This is a genomic window from uncultured Tissierella sp., from assembly GCF_902479755.1.
Classification (GTDB): domain Bacteria; phylum Bacillota; class Clostridia; order Tissierellales; family Tissierellaceae; genus Tissierella; species Tissierella carlieri.
In genome coordinates this window covers 44,980-68,914 of record NZ_CABSQO010000006.1, presented here as the reverse complement: position 1 = coordinate 68,914, position 23,935 = coordinate 44,980, and the positions used below count along the sequence as shown (strand labels likewise).

General features: G+C 31.3%; 23 protein-coding genes. 2 read left to right on the top strand and 21 right to left on the bottom strand.

The genetic code is table 11. The features are described from left to right. Nucleotides 1–3: 3 nt before the first annotated feature. A complete protein-coding gene (ftsE, locus tag RDK80_RS05000; RefSeq protein WP_308523667.1) occupies nt 4–699 on the bottom strand; it encodes a cell division ATP-binding protein FtsE in 696 nt (231 codons plus the stop codon). Between the two features lie 215 nt (nt 700–914). Between ftsE and RDK80_RS04995 the strand changes: the two genes are divergently transcribed. Both RDK80_RS04995 and RDK80_RS04990 read left to right on the top strand, forming a co-directional pair. Next, complete coding sequence (locus RDK80_RS04995; protein WP_201259640.1) at nt 915–1,490, top strand: 5-formyltetrahydrofolate cyclo-ligase; 576 nt, start codon at nt 915–917, stop codon at nt 1,488–1,490. A gap of 79 nt (nt 1,491–1,569) precedes the next feature. Then, nucleotides 1,570–2,754: a coenzyme F420-0:L-glutamate ligase gene (locus tag RDK80_RS04990; protein ID WP_308523666.1), complete on the top strand. Its 1,185-nt coding sequence runs from the start codon at nt 1,570–1,572 to the stop codon at nt 2,752–2,754. A 62-nt stretch (nt 2,755–2,816) separates the two neighbouring features. Here RDK80_RS04990 and RDK80_RS04985 read toward each other — a convergent pair whose 3' ends face one another. From RDK80_RS04985 to RDK80_RS04890, 20 genes are all read right to left on the bottom strand, one after another. After that, complete coding sequence (locus RDK80_RS04985) at nt 2,817–5,204, bottom strand: AAA family ATPase (protein ID WP_308523665.1); 2,388 nt, start codon at nt 5,202–5,204, stop codon at nt 2,817–2,819. A gap of 148 nt (nt 5,205–5,352) precedes the next feature. Continuing rightward, entirely contained in the window at nt 5,353–6,255 is a 903-nt protein-coding gene (gene rbsB / locus RDK80_RS04980) for a ribose ABC transporter substrate-binding protein RbsB (protein WP_094899135.1), read from the bottom strand. 65 nt (nt 6,256–6,320) lie between these two features. Beyond that, nucleotides 6,321–6,719 (bottom strand): D-ribose pyranase, encoded by a 399-nt coding sequence (gene rbsD / locus RDK80_RS04975; protein WP_094899133.1) that lies wholly within the window; start codon nt 6,717–6,719, stop codon nt 6,321–6,323. Between the two features lie 13 nt (nt 6,720–6,732). After that, complete coding sequence (gene rbsC, locus RDK80_RS04970; protein WP_094899132.1) at nt 6,733–7,671, bottom strand: ribose ABC transporter permease; 939 nt, start codon at nt 7,669–7,671, stop codon at nt 6,733–6,735. 1 nt (nt 7,672) lies between these two features. Then, entirely contained in the window at nt 7,673–9,166 is a 1,494-nt protein-coding gene (locus RDK80_RS04965; protein WP_308523664.1) for an ATP-binding cassette domain-containing protein, read from the bottom strand. 14 nt (nt 9,167–9,180) lie between these two features. Continuing rightward, nucleotides 9,181–10,089, bottom strand: coding sequence for a ribokinase (gene rbsK / locus RDK80_RS04960; RefSeq protein ID WP_308523663.1), 909 nt, complete (start codon nt 10,087–10,089; stop codon nt 9,181–9,183). Continuing rightward, nucleotides 10,090–11,070, bottom strand: a complete 981-nt coding sequence (locus RDK80_RS04955; RefSeq protein ID WP_308523662.1) for a LacI family DNA-binding transcriptional regulator — start codon at nt 11,068–11,070, stop codon at nt 10,090–10,092. Nucleotides 11,071–11,348: 278 nt separating this feature from the next. Then, complete coding sequence (locus RDK80_RS04950) at nt 11,349–12,134, bottom strand: LysM peptidoglycan-binding domain-containing protein (RefSeq protein WP_308523661.1); 786 nt, start codon at nt 12,132–12,134, stop codon at nt 11,349–11,351. Between the two features lie 299 nt (nt 12,135–12,433). Beyond that, the gene (locus RDK80_RS04945; protein WP_094899123.1) at nt 12,434–12,871 is read right to left on the bottom strand and encodes a protease complex subunit PrcB family protein; all 438 of its coding nucleotides are present in this window, start codon (nt 12,869–12,871) and stop codon (nt 12,434–12,436) included. A 258-nt stretch (nt 12,872–13,129) separates the two neighbouring features. Continuing rightward, entirely contained in the window at nt 13,130–14,059 is a 930-nt protein-coding gene (locus RDK80_RS04940; protein WP_308523660.1) for a transketolase family protein, read from the bottom strand. Continuing rightward, a complete protein-coding gene (locus RDK80_RS04935; protein ID WP_308523659.1) occupies nt 14,052–14,867 on the bottom strand; it encodes a transketolase in 816 nt (271 codons plus the stop codon). Before RDK80_RS04935 ends, RDK80_RS04940 begins: the two co-directional genes overlap by 8 nt. Nucleotides 14,868–14,877: 10 nt before the next feature. Next, complete coding sequence (locus RDK80_RS04930) at nt 14,878–15,738, bottom strand: YitT family protein (RefSeq protein ID WP_256311489.1); 861 nt, start codon at nt 15,736–15,738, stop codon at nt 14,878–14,880. 15 nt (nt 15,739–15,753) lie between these two features. Next, entirely contained in the window at nt 15,754–16,509 is a 756-nt protein-coding gene (locus tag RDK80_RS04925; protein ID WP_308523658.1) for a WecB/TagA/CpsF family glycosyltransferase, read from the bottom strand. A gap of 8 nt (nt 16,510–16,517) precedes the next feature. After that, nucleotides 16,518–17,621: a polysaccharide pyruvyl transferase CsaB gene (gene csaB, locus RDK80_RS04920; protein ID WP_308523657.1), complete on the bottom strand. Its 1,104-nt coding sequence runs from the start codon at nt 17,619–17,621 to the stop codon at nt 16,518–16,520. A gap of 54 nt (nt 17,622–17,675) precedes the next feature. Then, nucleotides 17,676–18,797, bottom strand: coding sequence for a glycosyltransferase (locus RDK80_RS04915; protein WP_256311492.1), 1,122 nt, complete (start codon nt 18,795–18,797; stop codon nt 17,676–17,678). Between the two features lie 18 nt (nt 18,798–18,815). Next, complete coding sequence (locus RDK80_RS04910) at nt 18,816–20,387, bottom strand: O-antigen ligase family protein (RefSeq protein WP_308523656.1); 1,572 nt, start codon at nt 20,385–20,387, stop codon at nt 18,816–18,818. A gap of 1 nt (nt 20,388) precedes the next feature. Next, the gene (locus RDK80_RS04905; protein WP_094899111.1) at nt 20,389–20,883 is read right to left on the bottom strand and encodes a DUF4330 domain-containing protein; all 495 of its coding nucleotides are present in this window, start codon (nt 20,881–20,883) and stop codon (nt 20,389–20,391) included. After that, nucleotides 20,884–21,351, bottom strand: coding sequence for a DUF4330 family protein (locus RDK80_RS04900; protein WP_308523655.1), 468 nt, complete (start codon nt 21,349–21,351; stop codon nt 20,884–20,886). Nucleotides 21,352–21,374: 23 nt separating this feature from the next. After that, complete coding sequence (locus RDK80_RS04895; protein ID WP_308523654.1) at nt 21,375–22,631, bottom strand: glycosyltransferase; 1,257 nt, start codon at nt 22,629–22,631, stop codon at nt 21,375–21,377. A 1-nt stretch (nt 22,632) separates the two neighbouring features. Further along, nucleotides 22,633–23,913: a nucleotide sugar dehydrogenase gene (locus RDK80_RS04890; RefSeq protein ID WP_308523653.1), complete on the bottom strand. Its 1,281-nt coding sequence runs from the start codon at nt 23,911–23,913 to the stop codon at nt 22,633–22,635. Nucleotides 23,914–23,935: the final 22 nt, after the last annotated feature.

The following is a 23,935-nucleotide window of genomic DNA, read 5'->3' as shown; positions in this document are numbered from 1 at the left end:
TTCTTAAACACCCGAAATCGCATCACCATACCCGCCCTTCTGTTCATCTCTAACTAATTTACCATCATGAATTTCTATTACTCTTTTCTTCATTTGGTTTACTATGTCTTTGGCATGGGTTGCCATAAGTATTGTAGTACCTCTACCATTTATTTCAGATAGAACTTTCATTATTTCCCATGCAGTTTCTGGATCTAAATTACCAGTAGGCTCGTCCGCAATCAACACAGGAGGACTATTGACTATTGCCCTGGCAATAGATACTCTTTGACGTTCTCCTCCAGATAACTGATCTGGATAACTAGATGCCTTTCTACTCAAGTCTACCATACTAAGTACCATGGGTACCTTTCTTCTTATTTCCTTAGGATGAGAACCTATTATTTCCATTGCAAAGGCTACATTTTCATATACAGTCTTATTTGGCAGCAGCCTAAAATCTTGAAATACAACACCTACATCTCTCCTAATATAGGGTACTCTTCTATTTCTAACCTTTGTAATATCCATATCATTTAATATTATCTTACCCTCCGTAGGTTGTTCTTCTTTTAATAATAATTTAATCATAGTAGATTTACCTGCCCCAGATGAACCTACTACAAAAACAAATTCACCTTTATGTATATTCACATTTATATTTGAAAGTGCCTTAACATTATTATCATATTCTTTGCTTACATTTTCAAATTTTATCAAACATATCACCTCGTTTTTCTATAATATAATATATTAAAATTCGAGTAAAGTCCCATTAATTTCCATTCTCTTATGATGCATAGAAAAATTCTCATAAATTATTCTTTTTAAAAAAGGTTACCTTGATAATATTTTATAGAAACATTTTTTACTTTCCCTTAATTGTATATTATAATATAAAATGTAAGATAAATAAACCATAAGAGGTGATTATTTTGGACAAAAAAATTTTAAGAGAAAAAGTCTTGCAAAAAAGAGCGGATTTATCTCCTAAAAATATTATTGAATATAGCGATATTATTGCGGAGAAATTGTATAAAATGGATTCTTATAAAGAAGCTAAAACCATTATGTCTTTCATTAGTTTTGATTCCGAGGTTAATACACATGAAATAATTAAAAGATCTATAAGCCATAATAAATCAATAGTTGTACCTATAACCATACCTAAAACTAAAGAATTGAAGGTTTCTGAAGTCTTAGATTTTTCAGAACTTGAATTAGGATACTATAATATCCTTACCCCTAAGAAAAAATATATAAGATTTATTGATCCTAGTACTATAGACCTAATTTTAGTTCCTGGTGTGGTCTTCGCTAGAAATGGTTATAGGGTTGGATATGGTGGCGGTTATTATGATAGATTTTTATCTAAATTTGAAAAAAAAGTGGATAAGATTGGATTAGCTTTTGACCTACAAGTCACAGATGAAGTTCCTACAGATTCCTTTGATATACCTGTAGATTTAATTATAACTGAAAAGGAAATAATTAATTGTTTGAAAAAATAAACTTAACACTATCTTTTAATTTATATTATTAATGATATAATATATGAGGTGTTAAATTTGTTATTTAGGAGGAATTATAATGGTAAGAACCGTAGGCACTACAGCAAGAGGTATTAGAACCCCTATTGTCAAGAAAGGCGACGATTTAGTTAATATTGTAGTGGATTCTTTACTCCTAGCAGCTAACTCTGAAAACTTTCATATTAACGATAGAGATGTTTTAGGTATTACTGAATCCTTATTAGCTAGAGCCCAAGGTAATTATGCTACTGCTGATATTATAGGAAAAGATATTGAATCTAAATTCCCTTCAACTATAGGATTAGTTTTCCCAATTTTGAGTAGAAATAGATTTTCCATTATATTAAAAGGAATAATATCCAGTGGAAGAAAAGTAGTATTACTTCTTTCCTACCCATCAGATGAAGTAGGAAATCACCTAATGGATATAGATAAAATGGATGAATTGAAAATCAATCCTTATACTGATGTCTTAACGGAATCTGATTATAGAAAACTATTTGGTGAAAAAGTAGTACATCCTTTTACAGGAGTAGACTATGTAAATGTATATAAAGAAATAGGTAAAGAAAATATTGAAATAATTTTCTCTAACGATCCAAGAACTATATTAAACTATACGAAAGATATCTTGGTGGCGAATGTTCATGATAGGCATAGAACTAAAAGAATACTTAAAGAAGCTGGAGCTAATCTAGTTTATGGGCTAGATGATATTTTAAACTCGCCTATAGATAGCTCTGGTTACAATCCAGAATATGGAGTACTTGGTTCAAACCTTTCTTCTGACCATGAGCTAAAACTATTTCCAAGAGATTGTCAGGTTTTTGTAGAATCTGTACAAAACAAGATTAAGGAAAAAGTTGGTAAGAACATTGAGGTTATGATTTATGGAGATGGGGCTTTTAAAGATCCAGTCGGAAAAATTTGGGAACTTGCTGATCCAGTAGTTTCTCCAGGATACACTAAGGGGTTAGAAGGTACACCAAATGAATTAAAATTAAAATATATCGTTGATACAGAATTAGATGCTTTACGTGGTGATGAAGTTATACAGGCTGTTAAAAAGAAAATAAATACTAAAAATAATCATATGGTGGCAAAAGAAGAATCTCTTGGTACAACTCCTAGGAGATTAACGGATTTATTAGGGAGCCTTTGTGATTTAACTAGCGGTAGTGGTGATAAAGGTACCCCTGTAGTACTTATTCAAGGGTATTTCGATAATTATGCAACTGAATAATTCTAAGGGATGGTATTTTAATAATCCATCCCTTTTTCTTATCTTAGTTTGAAATCTATTTTCTATTCTTCTAATTCTTTATCTAGCATAGCATAATATATTAGTTTTTCTTGTACATAAGCATTAATAGTATTTTCTTCGTATTCTCCACTTTCATTTAATTCTCCTGCTTTTATACCTGTTAATATTTCCATTCCCTCATCTATAGTATCTATGGCATAAATAGTGAACTTTCCATCTTTTACTGCCATAATTACTTCATCATTTAGCATTAAATTTTCTATGTTTTTACTTGGAATTATAACTCCCTCCCCACCTTTGAATCCTTTTATCTTGCAAATCTTATAGAAGCCCTCTATCTTCTCATTTACTCCTCCAATAGGCTGTATTTTTCCCTTTTGATTCACAGAACCAGTTACCGCAATTCCTTGTTTTACTGGGATATCTCCTAGACTTGATAATATAGCGTACAACTCAGTACTTGATGCACTATCTCCATCTATACCATCATAGGATTGCTCAAAGGTAATACTAGCTGTCATAGATAATTGAATATTTTGAGCATATTTCTCCCCTAAATATCCACTCATAATTAAAACTCCCTTATCATGGATATTTCCACTTTGCTCTGTTTCTTTTTCAATATTTATTATTCCATCTTTTCCAAAGTAGGTATTTGCAGTTATCTTAGTAGGTCTACCAAAAGAATATTGACCTAAATCAATAACTGATAGACCATTTATTTCTCCGACTTTTTCTCCTTGAGTATCTATCAAGATAGTTTCATTATTTATTAACTCTAAAAGTTTTTCCTCATATGAATTATTTCTATACTGTTTCTTTAATATTGCCTTTTCAACATCTTCTTTTGTAACTACTTTTTTATATTCACTTGATGCCCAACCATCAGCTTCATATATTATCTCTACAAGTTCATTAAAACTGGCAGTAAGTTTGTTTTTCTCATCTGCTATTCTACTGCTTAAATCTATTATTGCTCCTAATGCCTCTCTATGAAATGGTAGCAAGTTTTCCTCTTTACATTGATAAGCTACAAAAGAACCTATTTTTAATATATTTTCTTCATTTCTCTCCATTTCAGTATCAAAGTCTGCTCTTATTCTAAATATTTTTTTGAATTCTTCATCATAAGCATACAAAATATGATAGGTGATATAATCACCAATAATTATTATCTTAATATCTAATGGAATTGCCTCAGGATTTAATGTTTCAGATGTTAGATTTGAACTGTAAATATTTTCAACCTTTAATTCCTCAGTAGTTATTGTCCTCTTTAACCCTTCCCAAGAAATTCTATTTTGTAAAATGTCTTTTGCTTGAATTAATATATATCCTCCATTAGCTTCATGCATAGAACCTGGTTTAATTCTAGTATGATCTGTCTTTGCAACACCCATCTCATTAGCATACTCTATTTTACCAAATAAATTATAATAATTAGGATTCATCTCCCTAATAACTGGCGCTCCTTGAGTATAGCTATTATCTATAAATAAATTGATAGAATATCTTTTTAAAAAATCCTCTTTTTTGTTCCCTTGTAAAAAGATCTTCTCCACATAGTTTTCTTCTTCATTATCTAAAAACATTTCGTAATTTTTTACTATATCTTCCTTCATATCCAAAAGAAAACTAGTTATTCCTTCATTTTCTCTATACTTTACTTGAATTGGCCCTATAAATGTAGTAGCTACTAATACAATTTGTTCTTCCTTTATTCTTTTTATTTCATTTTTTAATTTAGTTTCAACGGCCTTTATTCGCTTAATATAATCATAAGATTTTTGAGTTAACTCTATAGATATATCTCCAAGTCTATCCATTTCATCATCTGATAATTTTTCAAGTTCTTCATCAGTCATAGGTCTATTATCAATCAAGGGTATGCTCAATATACCTCTATCTGTTTGCTTAAATACGAAACTATATTCCTTTGCAAAATTATTCAATTCCATTAATATACTTTCAGCTACTTTTTTATTTTCATTAAATATAGCATTTTTACTATCTTCATAATCTTTTGAGCTTAAGGCCCTAGGTATTTCAGTCTCTATATTCTTTATAGCTGATTCTATTTCTTGTTTAAAACCTATTCCTTTCCCAGAAGGTAAATTTATTGCCTTAGGACAATTTGGCTTTTTAAAATTATATACATAACACCAATCACAAGGTGTAGGTTTTTTCTTAGCAAATTCTTCAGCAACTAAATATGAATAGGAGTTTCTTCCTGTACCTATAAAACCTGATACATAAATATTATATCCTTTTCTCTTCATTGAGAGTCCATATTTTAATGCTTCCATAGCTCTATCTTGACCTATTAGCTCTCTATCTACTATCCACTCCTCCGTAGTTTCATGAGGAAATATATTTGGATCACATTGATTTCTTAACTTTTCAACTGGCACTTTATATTTTTCTAACATTTGGATCACCTCCGTAGATAACTGATTTAATTATACACTATTTCATAATTTAATGTATTCCAAAATTTGGATTTGTTGAGTAAAAATGGAGTAGAAGGTAACTAATTTTTAGTTACCTTCTACTCCATTTCTATTTACTTAATTTTATCTATTTAATAACTAAACTTAATTCTACTGGAATACTTGCTTCTACCTTTTCTTCATTTAATGCTTTAACTGCTGTTTCAACACCAATTGATCCAATTAGTGTTGGCTGCTGAGCTACTGTTGCAGCCATTTCTCCTGCATTTACTGATGCTACAGCATCATCAGTAGCATCAAATCCTACTACCATTATATCTCTTCCACTAGCTTTTATTGCTTCCAGTGCACCTAGAGCCATCTCATCATTATGAGCAAATAGTGCTTGGATGTCTGGCTGTGATTGAAGAATATTTTCCATTACATCTAACCCTTTTACCCTATCAAAGTCTGCAGTTTGTTTTGCTACTACTTTAAGCTCAGAGGCAGCTACAGCCTCATTAAATCCTTGTCCACGATCTCTCGCTGCACTTGTTCCTGCTATACCTTCTAATTCTACTACATTGCCCTTTCCACCTAATTTTTCAATTATAAATTCTCCTGCCATCTTTCCACCTGCTACGTTATCAGAAGCTATATGAGATAGAACTTCTCCACCATTTGATGCCCTATCTAATGTAATTACAGGTATCTTTGCATCATTAGCAGCTCTAACACTATTTACTACTGCATCAGAATCTGTTGGATTAACTAAGATTAAGTCAACACCTTTTGTTATTAAGTCCTCCATATTTGATATTTCTTTTGCTGGATCATCTTGTGAATCTAGTACTATAATTTCTACTCCTAATTCTTTTGCTTTTGCTTCTGCCCCTTCTTTAAGCGATACGAAGAAAGGATTTGTCTGAGTTGATATTACTAGTCCTATTTTCTTTGCTCCGTCAGTTGATTTCCCTCCCGTATTAGAACTACATGCTACTAATGATAATGATAGAATTAATACTAATAAAAGCACTAATAGTTTTTTCATGTTAACTCTCTCCTTTTCAATTAATTTATATTTCTTCTAGGCATTTGCCCTATAGAAAACAATGACTAAAATAATACTCCTGATTTAAGAATTATATTTGCATAGGGTGTGAATTCCCCAGTTCTAATCACCGCTTTTACATTATAAGACAGCTCTTTTAATTCTTCATGTGAAATAGCTTTTAAAATAAATTCACCTTTTACAACCTCTTCTAGTTCTTTTTTTAAATTAGGACTAACTTCACTCATCTCAGTTCCGATTATTCCTTCAGTTACACACAATTCGCCTAATACTGCTTTTAATACATCAAAAAAACCTGGCACACCATTGGTTATTGCAAGATCTATTAATTGTACTCCCTTTGGTACTGGCATTCCTGCATCTCCAATTAAAATCATATCATTATGGGCCATCTCTGCTATAACCTTAGATAGTTCTCCATGTAAAAGACCTGTTTTCTTCATATTTATACCACCTTTATTTTGTCTTCTCTTTTTTATCTAGCAGCACTGCAACTATTATTACTATTGCTTTGGCTATCATTTGATAATAGGACTGTACATCCATTAGATTTAAAGCATTATTAAGTATTCCTATAATCAACGCACCAATAATAGTCCCTATTATCGTACCTTGTCCACCTACTAAAGACGTTCCGCCAAGTACTACTGCCGCTATTGCATCTAATTCATAGCCCTCTCCTGATGTTGGTTGAGCTGAAGATAGTCTAGATGTTACAATGATTCCAGCAATAGCTGCTAGTATACCACTAGCTGTATATGCTAATATTTTTATCTTAGCAGTATTTACACCAGATAATAACGAGGCTTCTTCATTACCTCCTACAGCATATAGATGTCTTCCATATTGAGTGTGGTTTAAAATGTAATAGCAGACTATAAATACAATAATCATAATAGCTATTGGTACTGGTATACCTAATACTACTCCCGTACCAATCCATCTAAATACCCCTGATATATGTTCTCCAGAAACAGGTATTGGCCTCCCAGAGGTAAATACCATTGTTGCACCTCTCAAAAGAATCATAATAGCAAGAGTGGCTATAAATGGTTGTACCTTTCCTCTAGTAATAATTATTCCATTTACTATTCCTGCTACTGCACCAATAACTATGGCCACTAAGAGAGATAACCAAATATTATAGCCTGACGCTAGCATCTTCGCCCCTACAGCTCCCGAAAATCCTAGAATAGACCCTACAGATAAATCTATGCCCGCTGATAATATTACAAAGGTCATTCCAGCAGCAATTATTGCATTTATAGATGTTTGTCTAAATACATTTAGAAGATTTCCCATAGTTAGAAATCTTGGATTTAAAATACTTATAATTACTGAGAAAATTATTAGTCCAATTATTGGTCTTAACTTGTCTAAGTTTCTATTTTCCATTCTATCTATCCTCCCCTCTTACTATATAGCTCATTATTTTTTCTTGTGTAGCTTCTTCTCTAGATATCTCACCTCTTAATTGTCCTTCATGCATTACTAATATACGATCACTCATTCCTAGTATCTCTGGCATTTCTGATGAAATCATTATAATTGATCTGCCTTCCTCCTTGATTTTATTTAAAAGATCATATATTTCTTTTTTGGCTCCTACATCAACACCTCTTGTTGGTTCATCTAAGATTAATACCTTTGGGTCTGTAAGAAGTGATTTGGCAATTGCTACCTTCTGCTGATTTCCACCACTCAGGTTCTGAACTTTTTGATGAAGAGAAGGTGTCTTTATATTAATTTTCTCTCTATATTCTGATGCAATCCTATTTTCTTTCTTTTTATCTATACCTAGAAATCTTTTGAATTTCTCCAATGCAGATATGGTCATGTTACTCCTTACATCCATCATTAAAATAAGTCCGTCATGCTTTCGATCTTCTGACACATATACTATACCTTTATCTAATGCCTCTTTTGGAGTTCTAAGATTTACTTTTTCACCATCTAATGTCACTGTGCCCCTATCCTTTTTATATACTCCATAAAGTGTTTTTGCTAATTCCGTTCTACCAGCACCTACTAATCCGGAAATCCCTAGTATCTCACCTTTTCTAAGTGTAAATCCAATATCTTTAATATATTCATTACTTAAATTCTCTACATTTAATACTTCTTCTTGAAAATTAGTTTTTATATAGGGAAATTGTTCTTCTAGCGTTCTACCTACCATAAGTCGTATAATCTCATCTTCATCTACTTCTGATACTTTTTTCTCAGCTATAAACTGTCCATCTCGAAGAACTGTAAGTTTATCACATATTTCAAAGACCTCTTTTAGTCTATGAGATATATATACTATTCCTTTTCCTTCTTTTTTTAGCTCCCTAATTATCTCAAATAAATTTTCTACTTCTTGATCTGTTAAGGTGTCTGTAGGTTCATCCATTATAATGATCTTAGCATTTAATGAGAGTGCTTTAGCTATTTCTACCATTTGCTGCTGAGCGATAGATAATGTGTTCACTTTTACATTAGGATTAATATTTACTTTTAGTTTTCTTAACAATTCATCTGATTGTCTTATCATTTCTCTTTTATTAAGAACTCCTGTTGCTAGCTTCAATTCTCTGCCTAAAAATATATTTTCGTATACTGTCAGATAGGGGATCAAATTTAATTCTTGATGAATTATTGCTATTCCCTTATCAGTAGCATCTTTTGGTGAAATCATCTCCACTGGCTGGCCCTCAAGAATTATCTGACCTGAGTCTCTTTTATATACTCCTGATAATATCTTCATTAATGTACTTTTTCCTGCACCATTTTCACCTAATAGGGCCATCACTTCATTTTCATATACTGTAAAATTTACGCTATCTAGAGCCTTTACTCCCGGAAAACTCTTGGATATCATTTCCATGACTAATATTGGTTTTCCCATTATCGACACCTCCTTTACCTAAAATTATCCACTTCTTCTTTTGTCGGAAGAGAACTCTGAGCCCCTACTTTTTGTATTGCTAATGCTGCTGTTTTTTGCCCTATTTCTATAGATTTCTCTATATTTCCATTTTCTATATAAGAAGAAACAAAACCACCGATGAAGCTATCTCCAGCTGCTGTTGTGTCAACTACATTTACTTTATAAGCCTCAAAAAATTTATATCCATTTATATCGATATATAGAACTCCTTTGCCGCCCAATGTAACTATTATTTGCTTTATACCTTTTTGGAGGAGTATGTTTGCGGCTTTTAATATTGAATCTTGATCAGTAACTTTTATCTTTGATATTCTTTCTAATTCATGCTCATTTGGAATTAATATATCTACATTTTGGATTATCTCATCATCTAATTCATATGCTGGTGCTGGATTTAATATGGTTGTCTTACCTAGCTTTCTTGCAATCTTTAATCCTTCTTTTACAGTTTCTAAAGGAACTTCCAACTGAAATACTACGATATCAGCCTTTTCAAAAGCTATAAGATGTCTTTGTAGATATCCTTTATCCACGTCTCCATTAGCTCCAGGGATAACTATTATATTGTTATTACCATACTTATCTACATTAATAACTGCAATCCCTGTAGATTCATCTGTCTTTTCTATATGTTCTATATTAACTCCAGATTCTTTCATAGATTCAATTAATGCATCTCCAAAAACATCTTTACCTACCTTACCCAAAAATATAATCTCGTTATTCAATTTGGCTATGGCTACCCCTTGATTAGCTCCTTTACCCCCTGGAATCTGCAATAATTCATTTCCTAATAGGGTTTCACCTATTTGGGGAATTTCATTTACTTTTATCACCAAATCCATATTCATACTTCCAACTACTGTGATTATAGGCTTCAATTAACTACTCCCCCTTTCAACTAATATTGTTTCTAAAACTTTGGTCATCTTAATACTTTTTTCTTCAATCATCGATATTAACATTTCTACTGCTTCTTCTCCCATTTGGTATATAGGCTGCTTAATAGTTGTTAATGGAGGATCAATGTATTGAGATATTGATATATCATCAAATCCTATTATCTTAACTTCTTCTGGTATTTTAATATTCTTTTCTTTGAGAGCTTTAATAGCACCAATAGCAATTAAATCATTTCCACAATAGATTCCGTCTATTTCTGTTTGCATAAGTAAGGCAATGGTACCTTGGTATCCAGATTCTATGGTATAATTTTGTAAAAATATTTTTTCCTTATCTATTTTAAATCCATTATCTATAAGAGCTTTTTCATATCCATTTAGACGCTCCGCTGATAGTTTGGTTTTACTATCCGCAGATATAAAACCTATGTTTTTGCATCCTTTTTTTATGAGAAAATTTGTAGCATTATAAGCTCCTTCTTCATTATCTACAACTATACGTCCTACTTTTTTATCAGAAGCAATATCTCTATCTACTAATACCATAGGAGTATTACATCGATCTAAAGATTTACTTATACTACTCTCAGAGGCTGTTAGTATTATGCCATCTACCATCTTTTCCTGAAGAATTTGAATATATCTTTCTTCCTTTGATTGTTTATTATCTGAGTTACACAAAATAACTGAATATCCCTCTCTTTCCGCAGCATCTTCTGCACCCCTTGCAACTTCGGAAAAGAAAAGATTCATAACATCAGGCATAATAATTCCTATGGTTTTAGTTCTTTTCATCTTCAAACTTTTTGCAATTCCATTAGGAATATATCCTTCTCTCTCAATTATTGCCAGTACCTTCTGCCTCGTAGCTTCACTTATATGCTTATCTTTTCCATTAATAATCTTAGAAACCGTAGCACTAGATACATTGGCTAATTCCGCAATTCTTTTTATTGTCATTATTATCACGTTCCTTAATAAGTTACTATAATAATTTAGGTAATCGATTACCTAAATTATATCATGGTTCTAATAAAAATCAATATGGTTTTTTTATATAAATTGTGAACAGTTGGATGTAGTTTTTCTTGAACACTACATAAACGACTTGCACGAAATCAAAGATTTCAGAAATCTCCTTAAAACTCTTTGAAAATTAATTTCTTAAAATAAAAAAGTTGAACTTTTCTATTCTTTATAAAAAACTCCTAGAAGGATATCCTTCTAGGAGTTTTCACTTATTTTATACCTGCTGCTATTTTTATCATTTTTTGATGCTCTGGATCTTGTTTTCCATCCATATGTCTTGTACTACCTGCAAAATGTATATCAAAATGACCATCCATTCCATTGCCTTTTATATAATCGAAATTAATTCCTCTTCCATATCCTCCAGATCTATTATTTGCTGTTACTCCACCTGCCACACTATCTAGGCCTGCATGAGGCATAAAAGTTACACTAGCAGCTATTCTCCTGCCATTATATTCTATAATAGCCGGTCTTCTTACCCAGCTAAATCCTCCCCATATGGATTTCATAATATCAGTATCTTCTTTAGTTAAAGTCTCACAATCTGCATGATTTGATCCTATGTATCTTTGTACCATATAGGATTTTCCAGTATAAAAATCTATTACTTTAAATTTTGCTCCTCTCGGAACTATATTGTCTACTTCAGTAAACCAATTAAGATATTCCCCATATGTAGTATCTTGCACTACTTCTTGTGATGCTTGCATTTTTACCACTTCTTCAGCAGTTACTCTATCTACAGTTCCTCTATTAGGAGCATTTTTATTCACTGCTCTTTCAGGAATCTTTATAACTTGTCCAGGATAAATCATTGTTTTTTGATTGGCTTTATTTTCTTTTAATATACTTTCCAATGTTATACCATATTTTTGAGAAATCTTCCAAAATGTATCTCCTTTTGCTACTGTGTGGTTAGCTGCTAAACTAGTTGTACCAATACAAAAAGTCAATACTGCAGTCCCTATTACTGTTTTTGTAGTTTTCTTCATATCTTTGTTCCTCCAATTTACGTTTAATTTTGTAACCTTTTTGTTACCTATTTATATTAATTCGGCATAAATTCCTAAAATCCTCTATGTAATATTTTCCAATGAAATATATAAGAAAGGTTTTTAAGGTCTCATTAGAGGAAACTTTTTTAAAACTCATTACAAAATTCTCTTGATATGAGGTATTCAAGTAGAACTTTCCTATTCCCTATAAAAAATTAAACTGCAGGATATAGCATAGTTTTCCCCCTGCAGTTTATTGAAAAATATATTATAAATAAATTTCTAGACATTAAATCCTATTCAACATATTCAATATCTAGATGCACTTCTTCGGGCATATCTTTTAGGTTTGTTTTCACTACAATATATGGATAATCGTATTCTTGTTCTACTATTTCATTAGGATCTGGATCTGTAAACCTTGCATATACAACTATATCAAATACATCCTTGCTATATTTCTCCTTAATGATTTGATTTATTTCTACTAAGTATCCTTTTGATTTCTTTTCTCCTCTTGTAACTACAACATATATGTCATCTTTATATTTGCATGTTAAAGCTCTTTCTTCCATTAAGTATTTAGGTAATACTTCAGAAATTTTATCTGGAATCTCTTCTTCTTTTACTTCTTTAAATTTTATTTGTCCTTCATTTCCCTTTAACAATTTAGGTATGAATAGAATCCCAATAACTAAAATAATTGCCAAGGCAATAATTTGATTCCTTTTCAATCTAATCCCCCCAATATTAATCTTATATAATTAATATTCTATGGAGAACTCTATTATGTTTATTTTACAAGAAAAGCTTTTAATGAATCATTAAAGGCTTTTCTTGATCACTGCATAAACAACTTGCACGAAATTAAAGATTTCAGCAATCTGCTTTGAACTCATTAGGATCAAGTTCTTAGAGTAAAAAAACAAAAAGTAGAACTTTCCAATTCGTTATAAAAAAACCTCTGATACTAATATCAGAGGTCTCCTTATCTATAATATTTCTTTTGCCTTACTTATAATATTCTCTACATTAAGCCCGTATTTTTCCAATAATTCAAATCCATCTCCCGACTCACCAAAAGTATCCATAGTTCCTATCCTAATAACACGAGTTGGTTGGTTTTCCACCACTACTTCGGCTACTGCACTGCCTAATCCTCCAATTATACTATGCTCCTCAACGGTAACTATGCCTTTAGTTTCTTTAGCCGCCTTTATTATAATACCTTCATCTATAGGTTTAATACTAGACATGTTTATAACTCTTGCTGATATACCTTCTTCTGCTAGCTTTTCTGATGCAGACAATGCTTTTTCAACCATAACACCTGTAGCTATAATAGTTACATCTGTTCCCTCTTTTAGTTCCACACCTTTACCTATTTCAAACTCATAATTTTCATCAAATATTACAGGGACTTTTGCTCTCCCAAGTCTTATATATACTGGTCCATCATGTTCTGCTGCCTTAAATATACATTGTTTTGTTTCTATTGCATCTGCTGGGCTTAAAACCACCATATTTGGCAAAGACCTCATTAAACTAATATCTTCTAATGCTTGATGAGTTGCTCCATCTTCCCCTACAGTTAAACCTGCATGAGTTGCCGCAATTTTTACATTTAATTTTGGATAGCATACAGAGTTTCTAATAATTTCTAGGGCACGACCTGTAGCAAACATTGCAAAGGTACTTGCAAAAGGAACTTTACCAGCTGTTGCTAATCCCGCTGCTGTACCTATTAAATTTTGCTCTGCTATACCTACATTAAAAAATCTCTCAGGATAAGCCTTAGCAAAAACTGAAGTTTTAGTAGAGCCTGAAAGGTCTGCATCTAATACTACTATATTCTTATTATTTCCACCTAACTCTTTTAGTGCCTCACCATATGCATCTCTTGTTGCAATCATATTAGCCATTCAAACCACCTCCTAGTTCTTCTAAAGCTTTAGAAGCTTCTTCAGCTGATGGAGCTTTTCCATGCCAACCTACTTGATCTTCCATAAATGATATTCCTTTTCCCTTATGAGTACGAGCAATAATTATAGTAGGTTTATTTTTAGTATTTTTTGCTTCCTCTATAGCATTTAATATTTCATCAAAAGAATGACCATCAATGGTCAGTACATGCCAGCCAAATGATTTAAACTTCTCATCAATAGGTTCAATATTCATTATTTCTTTGTTTGGACCGTCAATTTGAAGTCCATTATGGTCTAAAAATATAGTTATATTATCTAATTTATAATGTGCAGCTAACATAGCAGCTTCCCAAATTAGTCCTTCTTGACATTCTCCATCTCCTATCATAGCATATACCCTGTAGTCTTTATTATCTAATTTTCCTGCTAAAGCCATGCCATTAGCAGCAGCTAGCCCTTGTCCTAAAGAGCCCGTAGTCATATCAACACCTGGAATATCCTTCATATCAGGATGACCTTGTAACATTGAACCAATCTTCCTAAATCTATCTAACTCTTCCTTTGGGAAAAATCCTTTTTCCGCTAAAGTTCCATATAATACTGGAGTACCATGTCCCTTTGATAATACAAATCTATCTCTATCTTCCCATTTCGGATTAGTAGTATCTACTCTCATTTCTTTAAAATATAAAGTTGTTAAGATTTCCACTGCTGATAAAGAACCACCAGGATGACCAGACTGAGATTTTTCCAGCATATTAATTATGTCTACTCTAATATTTCGAGCTATTTCTTTTAACTCCATTATATCCCTCCTATTGTTTTTTCTCATATGTGAATCCCTCACCTAGCACTTCATACATTTCAGACACCATTACAAAGGCATATGGATCAAATTCTTTTACCATATCCTTTACTCTAGTAAATTGGGCTCTAGGAACTACACATAAAAGAACATCTTTATTTTCCTTGGAATACATACCTTTTCCCTTTAACAAAGTTACTCCTCTACCTAATTCTGTCATAAGTTTTTCACTTATTTCTTCAGGTTTATCCGAAATAATAAAAAATCCCTTTAGGTATCCAATACCTTCCAAAATCATATCTATTACCTTCATTATAACAAACATAGCAATAATAGAATATAAGGAAGTTTCAATTTTTCTCTCTACTATACCTGCGAAAATAACTACAAACAAATCTATCATTGTCATAAAAGTGACTGTACTTAAACTCGGAAATTTACTATTTAATATTGCTCCTGCTAAATCAGTACCTCCCGTAGTCCCTCCAAATTTAAAAACTATGCCTAGGCCTATACCACATAATACCCCTCCAAATATAGAGGACAGTAATAGATCATGGGTTAGAACTATTGGTGGAAGAATTTTCAAAAACAGGGACAATAATATGGTAGAATACAATGTCTTTATTGCTGTTTCTTTTCCTAGAATTTTCGTACCAAAAATAAACAAAGGGATATTTAATGCTAAGTTTGTAATGTATATAGGAACTTTCACAGTTTTTTCTATAACTACAGCAAAACCAGTAACACCTCCCGGTGCTATAGTATTCGGTGCAAGAAAATAAATTAAAGATATTGCCATCAAAAGTGCACCAATACCTATTAAAATATAGCTATATACAATCTTATACCACTTTTCTTTATGCCCCATAAAATTCCTCCTTCCTTATTTAATTACATCCTTAGAAAACAATACCTTTAGCATAAACTTAGGCAACACTATCTGTCTTTTGATCCTAGAAGGTTCCTTTACTAATCTATAGAACCATTCTAAACCTAATTTTTCAAATATCTTAGGCGTACTCTTAGTATTGCCTGCTAAGATATTCATTACCCCTCCATGACCTATTATAATCTTTCCCTTAATATTTCCCTTATTAGTATCTATCCAATTTTCTTGCTTAGGAAATCCTAGTCCAACAAAAATTATATCTGGATTTGAAGAATTTATATCATTGATAACTTTAATCTCTTCTTCATGGTTCTCGCAACCATTATGGGTACCTTTAAAATATCCATGATGATAACCTGCGATTCTAATATTTGGATAGGTTTTCTTTATATTTTCTGCTGCTGCTTTAGCAACACCATCTTCGCAACCTAGTAAGTACACACTATAATTATTTTCATTAGCTATATCAAGTAATTTAATAGTTAGGTAATATCCTGTTACCCTTTCCTTTAAAGGCTTTTTCTTAATTCTAGAGGCATAAATCAATCCTATACCATCTGCTGTTATTAAATCACCTTCATTTATCAAACCTTTAAGTTGCTCATTATCTTTAGCCCCCATAACAATTTCAGTATTTGGAGTATAAATTGTTTTTAGCTCACTACCTCTTAAATAATTTATCATTTCTTTAGTAGCTTCATCAAAGGTTATATTATGTATTTTTACTCCAAATATTTCTATACTATCCATATAACAATCTACCCCTTTAATAAATCTAATGCCATAGTTACATTAGATAACGCCTTATTTTTCAATTCCTCATTTTGTCTTTTTAAATCTTCTTTAATATCATTTCTGTTATTCCATACACAATCTATTTTTTCTATTAAATCATCATAGACTAATTTCTCCACATTACATATATAATCCATTCCAATAGAACGTAATATCCCATCTACCTTAGGATCATAAGATAACCCCACCATTGGGACTTGCTGAGTAGCCGCATAAATTAATGAGTGAAGCCTCATTGCTACTATTATCTCCATTTCTTTAATTATGCCCATTATTTCTTCCACATTATATTTTTGTGATATTACATAACATCCTTCTTGATTTACTAATTTATCTATTTCAATGCTTATTTCCAAGTCTTCTGGATAATGCATAGGTATCATTAATACATTTACATTATACTCTTTTATTATATACCTTATGGCATCTGCCATAATCGTAATTAAATTTTCTGCATTTTTCCATTGTCTAACTGAAACACCTATAAATTTCTTATCAGTAGGTATTTTTTCGCACTCAAGTATTCCTCTAACTCTATCCTCCGATACTGGCTCCAAAGTAAATACAGGATCTGCTGTAACCACTATGTTTTTATTTTTAACTCCTAAATCAGATATAAATTCTTTAGAGTCTTCATCCCTTAATGTTATGATATCTACCCTATTTAATATTTTTCTTGTTAAAAACCTGTTTAGCTTCTTTTTAATTGGTCCAATACCATTAGCATATATCATTACAGGTTTCTTATACAACTTAGCGATCTTCATTAAAGTTAAATAGTACAATAAAGAACGAGTGCTTGTTACATCCTGTAATAGGGATCCCCCCCCTGAAATAAATAAGGATGAGTCTTTCATAGCTCCAAACACTTCTTTAATTTTGAATCTATTGATAGCTTGCACTGGATACATATTTTCAGTTTTAGGAGGATTTTTAGAAAGCACAGTTATATTTATCTCTTTATTATATTCTTTAATGTCTTTTACTATAGCTTTTAAAATAGCATCATCTCCGCTATTATCAAAGCCATAATATCCTGATATAAGAATTGAGTCCTTAAATCTCATAGAAATTCTCCTTTTTCTGCAGCCATTCTTTTTTCAATAAAAATATTATATGGTTCATTTCACATTACCCAGTATTTCTTGATAAATTTCAATATGCTTTCTTGCCATTGCATTAGAAGAATACTTTTCTTCAACCTTTTTATATAATTTTTCTCCCATCTCTTTGACTTTAGACTTATCTGCTGATAAGATATCTATTTTATCAGCTAACTCTTTACTGTCACCGACAGGGATTAAATAACCATTTTCATCATCTTCTATTAATTTACTTAGTCCACCTACATTTGTTGATATAATAGGCTTTTTCATTAGAGCCCCCTCTAATATCGCATAAGGAAAGCTTTCACTTAATGAAGTTAAAGTATTTATATCTATTGCATTAAAAAATGAAAATTGGTCCTTCACATAGTCTAAGAAATAGATATATTCTTCTATACCTAGTTCTTGAACTAGTGACTCTAATTTCCTTCTTTCATATCCATCTCCTGCAATTAAGAAGATTATATCTTTTCGTCTATTAAGTATAATAGATGCAGCATTAATAAAAGTCTCGTGATCCTTTACTTTATCTAGTCTTGCTGCAATACCAATTATAATTTTACCTTCATAGTTAATTCCATACCTTCCTAAAAACTCTTCTCTAGAGATATATTTTAATTCTTGTTCCATATCTATACCATTGTATGCTGTAAATATTTCCTCTTCTTTAAAACCTCTATCTATTAGCATATCCTTAAAAGTATCTGAAATAGCAATAAAATATTTAAATCTCTTAAGAGCAAACTTATTTAAAGAAGTGAAAATAATTTTTTTATAGAAATTATCCTTAAAGTCTAATTCATAATCACTATGAATAGTGGTGATAAATGGTTTTTTCACTTTTTTTCTCAAGAACATAGCAATAAAATTCGCTCTGGCTCCATGACAATGAATTATATCATATTCTTCTCTTTCAACTTCATCAGCTAGTCTATGCACTACTGACATATCTGATCTACTTTTCTGCTCAAATACCTCAATATCTATACCAGCAGCTCTAGCGTCATAGAAAAATGTATCTTCAATAAAACATATAATTTTTGCATCTATTAATTTATCGATACCCTTTATAAGAGAGATTATGTGAGTTTTAGCTCCACCTGTATCTCCACCGCTTATTAGATGAAGTACCTTCATTTAAGACCCTCCTTTCTATTAATTGGTTTCTGTCTTTCCTTTTGGTGCAAGAGTATTTATTAATGCAATTACAATCCAAAAGTATATGACCATAGCGGGCACTTCGAATATATTTTCAACAAAGTTTTGCGCTAGTACCCCCATTGCTCCTGAAAATAATCCGATAGCAAGGATTCTCTTTTTAATATCATCCTGATATCTTATTATCTTCATAGCAAAAATAATAAAGCATATAATAACAAAAGCTAAACCAACTATACCATATATCCCCATTTCAGTTAACGTTTTAAGATAGTAATTATCTAGATAGAAAGGAGCCAATTGATTATTAATTGCTACTGCTCCACCATATCTACCAAGTCCAACGCCGAATAATCTGTTTCTGCGCCACATAGTAAGCCCTATTTCCCATCTATATAATCTACCTCCAGCCGCAGATTTTATTAGGTATACAGGAGATAACATAAACAATAATCTCTGACTTAAAGAACCACCAAATAAAATAAATATACCTACAAAGGCTATAAAAGGTATTATTAACCTTGGATTTAAAGTAATAATGAAAATAAACATAGCTCCAGCAAAAGCTAACCATGCTCCCCTAGATAAAGTCAAAAGTAAACCTATGGTCATAAATATAGTTGCACTAAAATAAAATACTCTCATATATTTATCCTTATGAGTAATAAGCATTGAAATTGCAATAGGAATAAGTAAAACAAAAATAACACCTAATATATTAGGACTACCAACTATAGAAAAAGCCCTAGTTCTAATATTTTCAGTTGTATCTACCCAATTCCCAGGCATAGGAACCTTCGCAATATATTGATATACTGCATGGACTCCCATGAACAGTCCTGTAGAAAGCATTAAGTTAATCACTCTCTCAGAATCTTCTATACTTCTAATAAATTGTGTAGCCACAAAATACCAAAGAATATGCTGGAAAACTGCGCGAAATCCTTCTATTGCTATACCTAGATTAGGCGCAACTATAAACACATGGCAAATTCCTAAAACTATATAGATAGCCGCGGGCAAATCCATAGGTGTAAAATTATGCTTAATTTTTCCACCAGATAATATTCTTTTAAGAATTATATATCCAACTAGAAGAATTAATAATAATTCATCCCATATGGAACCTAAAGAAGCTAATCCTCGAGTCCTTCTAATTACAAAATCCACAACTATATAAGAAGCAGGAATAAATATCAATAAATCTAACCAAGTACCTTTACCTTTTATCTTTTTGATTATTTTATATAAATAGCTATTATCTCTAATAGGTCTTTCTGGAGATACCTCTTCTGTATTTATTTTTTTCATAAAGGGTCTTAAAATTACACTATTTCTTAAGGAGTTAAATATAAATTCTTCCATCTTCATAAATTTCTTATCTAAATTCATAAGAAATATATAAATAAAACTAATATCCATCCAAGTTTTATATTCTTCAGGCTTATATTTTCCTTTATTATCGGTTTTATTTTGCATCCTAAATAAAAAACTATTATCTGATAATTTTTTAAGCCTAAGTAATAGGTTGAAAATAAAACTTCCTTCAATAGCTTTTCTTATATCCATATTAATCCACTACCTTTAAACTTACTATTTGAGCTTTTAACCTATATAAATCAGATTCTATAAAGATTATTTTGCCTTGTCTCAACTCTTGTTTTCCAAACTTATAGCTATAATTTTTATATGGAGTAGTTGCTTTAAACTTGATCCTAGCCTTCTCCATCATTGGATCTATTGAGGTAACTACATTTCCATCCTTATCTAAATTTGTCGCCTCTACAGGTAATATTTCAACTTCTTCTACATAAGCGTCTAAATAATGCTTCATCTCGCCTAATTGATCTCCAACTGTTATCACATCAAGATATCCCTTATCTGTCACAATAGTTGCTTCTACTTCTATATTAACTATTTCATCCTTTACAGATAAATCTGCAAGATCTTTATTTAATATCTTTAAAAGAGATAAAAATATTAAAAATACTACTAAAATCATAGCAAGAAAATCCAAAATATTTATTTTACCAAAAATTCTACCTTCTTTATCTATTAGTTTCAATTATTTCACCTCTATATACTTTATAGTACCAGGAAATTCAACTGTAGTTGTTTTCATTATTATAGGAAGTCCTACTTTTATCTCTTGACCGCCTAAATCCATATAAGGACCTGACGAAGCAACTTCTGCCTTAATCTTTACAGTTACTGTTACTTCCTCTGCATCTTCATAAGTAGCAATTTTTCCATCTTCACCTACAATAGATTTCACTTTTGGGTCAATGTTTATTTCTTCTACAAAACCTTTTTGTAAATTGTTTTGGGAGAAAAGTTGATCTCCTATTTTTAAATCAGTTACCATTTCTTCAGTTAATTCACTGGCTTCAACAGTTATGACTATGTTCTTGCCGCCTGCTGTCACAACATCCTTAGATTTTTTAATTATCTTACCTCTGTTTAAAAATACTACGACTGCTAACAATATGACAATTGTTATAGTTGTATCTATCCAATTCCATTTTTTCTTCACAAAATCACCTTCCTAAATTATTACTAAATATCCTTTGATTCCTTGAATATTTCAGACAGTCTTTTCGCTTGAGATTCTCTACTATATACTTGTATCTTATCCCAATTTGGTTCATGAGTTAATTTACCTTCTGTCCAGCTTTTATAATATTTTTCTAAAGCAACACTTATTCCATCTATATCTTCAGGATCTACTACAGTGCCTGTATTAGTCTCATTGATTACTTGTGCCGCAGCACCATCCTCTGGAACAATAGATAAAATAGGTCTATCCACTCTTATATATTCAAATATCTTTCCAGTATAAAAGTTCTTAGATCCTTTACCTTTACCAATTACCAGTAGGAGAATGTCTGAATTATATAGCATTTGTATACTTTCCTTATGAGGCAAATATCCAAAGGATTTCATACTATCCACTAAATCATATTTTTTAGCATATTCATCTAAAACCTCCTGATATATATTACCTACTACTCTTATTTCTAATTTACCCTTATCAATTTTTTTATTGTCAATTGCTATTTTCAATCCATCTAAAAATTCAGTTAGATTTCGTCTGCCATAGAGAGAACCTGTATATGTGATTACAAACTTGTCTCCACCATCTCTTGCATTATTAAGTCCAACAAAATCTTCCTCATCATATCCATTTGGTATATAAGTAGAGCGTCCTACTAAAGACGGATTATCTTTAATAAAATTATCTAACATAAAAGGTGTATTAGTAATAAGAAAATCGCATTCATTAGTAACTTCTAATTCCTTTTTCTTCTCAAGATTTAATTTTATTTTTTTATACCAACTATCCAAATGATATGGATTGTTAGTCCATTCATCTCTAAAATCAGTTATCCATCTAATATTAGAGAAGAGTCTCTTGATATATAATCCCATCAAATGTGAACTATAAGGAAAAGAAGTCGTATAAATGATATTTATATTTTCTTTCTTAATTATCTCAACTATCTTGTCCCTATTGAAATAATACCAAAAGAATTCTGAATCTGGTGATAATATTCTAGTACCTAAGAACTTAAATGGTAATCTAAGGATTCCTTTCTTATTTACAGTATCATAAGGCTTTAACCTATATACTTTTAAATTTTTTGGTAAATCTTCTAGTAAAGTTTTATCAGTTAAATCTGCCACATGTTCTTTAGTTATGACTACTGGCTCGTAACCAAATTTGGGTAAATACTTAACAAATTTTGTAGTTCTTTGAACTCCAGCACCACCCATTGGTGGAAACTCATTGGCAATAATCAATACCTTCTCCATTTTAATCCCTGCCTAATAGTGTAATTTTAAAACCTAAATCTTTAAGGAAAGCTTCATCTAAGAAATTTCTAGTATCATAGATATGCTTGTCTTTCATCAATGTAGCTACTTTTTTAAAGTCTATATTTTTATATTCGTTATGATTTACTGCCAGTATCATTAAATCTGCATCCTTAACTACATCATATAAGGAATCAAGCATAAGATTACCTAACTCAAAGTTTTCCTTACATGCATGAGGGTCATGTAATGATAAAGTAAATCTGGTATTTTCTTTTAATAATTTTACCAAATTTACTATAGGGCTTTCCCTCATATCATCTATATTTGGTTTATATGTAAGTCCTAATATAGATATTTTAGCATTTTTATCTGGGAAAATTTCCTTTAGTTTATCTAATATATGATTTGGCATATTATCATTTGTTTCTCTAGCAAGTTTAATAATATTTCCTTTAATTTGTCTTTCTACTATGAACCAAGGATCAACTGCTAAACAATGTCCTCCAACCCCTGGTCCCGGCTGATGAATATTAACTCTAGGATGCCTATTAGCTAAAGTTATAACATCCCAAGCATTTATCCCCATCTCTTCACAAGTTATGGCAAGCTCATTTGCCAAGGCAATATTAACATCCCTATAAGTATTTTCCATAAGCTTACACATTTCTGCTGTTTTGGAATCAGTTGTAAAAATCTCCCCCTTAACAAAAACACTATATAAATTCTTAACTAACTGAGCAGATTTTTCATTTATTCCCCCAATAATTCTATCGCTTTCAATTAGTTCTTGAATTATCTTACCTGGTAAAACTCTTTCTGGTGAATGAGCAACAAAAACTTCTTCTCCTATATCAAGCCCTGATTTACCAAGTATAGGTAATATTATTTTTTCAGTAGACTCTGGTGGGGAAGTAGATTCTAAGACTACTATATTTCCTTTTCTAAGTACGGGAACTATAGATTCAGCTGCTTTTCTAACATAATCCATATTAGCAGTCTTATCCTTGTTAATTGGTGTAGGAACTGAAATAATAAAAACATCAGCTTCCTCTAATTTGCTAATACCTTTTAATCTCCCCTCTTCTACAACTTCATTAACTAAATCTTCAAGACCTGGTTCTTCAATTATAATTTTCCCTTGATTTAAAGCATTTATTACTTTTTCATTAATATCATAGCCTAATACTGTCATTCCTGATTTAGCAAATATGGCAGCAGTAGGCAAGCCAATATAACCTAATCCAATAATAGTTATTTTCATATCCTTCGTTGATGTCATAAATTCTCCTCCATTTCGCCTT

Coding starts and splice junctions, on each gene's coding strand:
- RDK80_RS04990 (WP_308523666.1), top strand. CDS start 1,570: ATGGTAAGAACCGTAGGCACTACAGCAAGAGGTATTAGAACCCCTATT.
- RDK80_RS04985 (WP_308523665.1), bottom strand. CDS start 5,204: ATGTTAGAAAAATATAAAGTGCCAGTTGAAAAGTTAAGAAATCAATGT.
- rbsB (WP_094899135.1), bottom strand. CDS start 6,255: ATGAAAAAACTATTAGTGCTTTTATTAGTATTAATTCTATCATTATCA.
- rbsD (WP_094899133.1), bottom strand. CDS start 6,719: ATGAAGAAAACAGGTCTTTTACATGGAGAACTATCTAAGGTTATAGCA.
- rbsC (WP_094899132.1), bottom strand. CDS start 7,671: ATGGAAAATAGAAACTTAGACAAGTTAAGACCAATAATTGGACTAATA.
- RDK80_RS04965 (WP_308523664.1), bottom strand. CDS start 9,166: ATGGGAAAACCAATATTAGTCATGGAAATGATATCCAAGAGTTTTCCG.
- RDK80_RS04955 (WP_308523662.1), bottom strand. CDS start 11,070: ATGACAATAAAAAGAATTGCGGAATTAGCCAATGTATCTAGTGCTACG.
- RDK80_RS04950 (WP_308523661.1), bottom strand. CDS start 12,134: ATGAAGAAAACTACAAAAACAGTAATAGGGACTGCAGTATTGACTTTT.
- RDK80_RS04940 (WP_308523660.1), bottom strand. CDS start 14,059: ATGGCTAATATGATTGCAACAAGAGATGCATATGGTGAGGCACTAAAA.
- RDK80_RS04935 (WP_308523659.1), bottom strand. CDS start 14,867: ATGGAGTTAAAAGAAATAGCTCGAAATATTAGAGTAGACATAATTAAT.
- RDK80_RS04930 (WP_256311489.1), bottom strand. CDS start 15,738: ATGGGGCATAAAGAAAAGTGGTATAAGATTGTATATAGCTATATTTTA.
- RDK80_RS04925 (WP_308523658.1), bottom strand. CDS start 16,509: ATGGATAGTATAGAAATATTTGGAGTAAAAATACATAATATAACCTTT.
- csaB (WP_308523657.1), bottom strand. CDS start 17,621: ATGAGATTTAAGGACTCAATTCTTATATCAGGATATTATGGCTTTGAT.
- RDK80_RS04915 (WP_256311492.1), bottom strand. CDS start 18,797: ATGAAGGTACTTCATCTAATAAGCGGTGGAGATACAGGTGGAGCTAAA.
- RDK80_RS04910 (WP_308523656.1), bottom strand. CDS start 20,387: ATGGATATAAGAAAAGCTATTGAAGGAAGTTTTATTTTCAACCTATTA.
- RDK80_RS04895 (WP_308523654.1), bottom strand. CDS start 22,631: ATGGAGAAGGTATTGATTATTGCCAATGAGTTTCCACCAATGGGTGGT.
- RDK80_RS04890 (WP_308523653.1), bottom strand. CDS start 23,913: ATGACATCAACGAAGGATATGAAAATAACTATTATTGGATTAGGTTAT.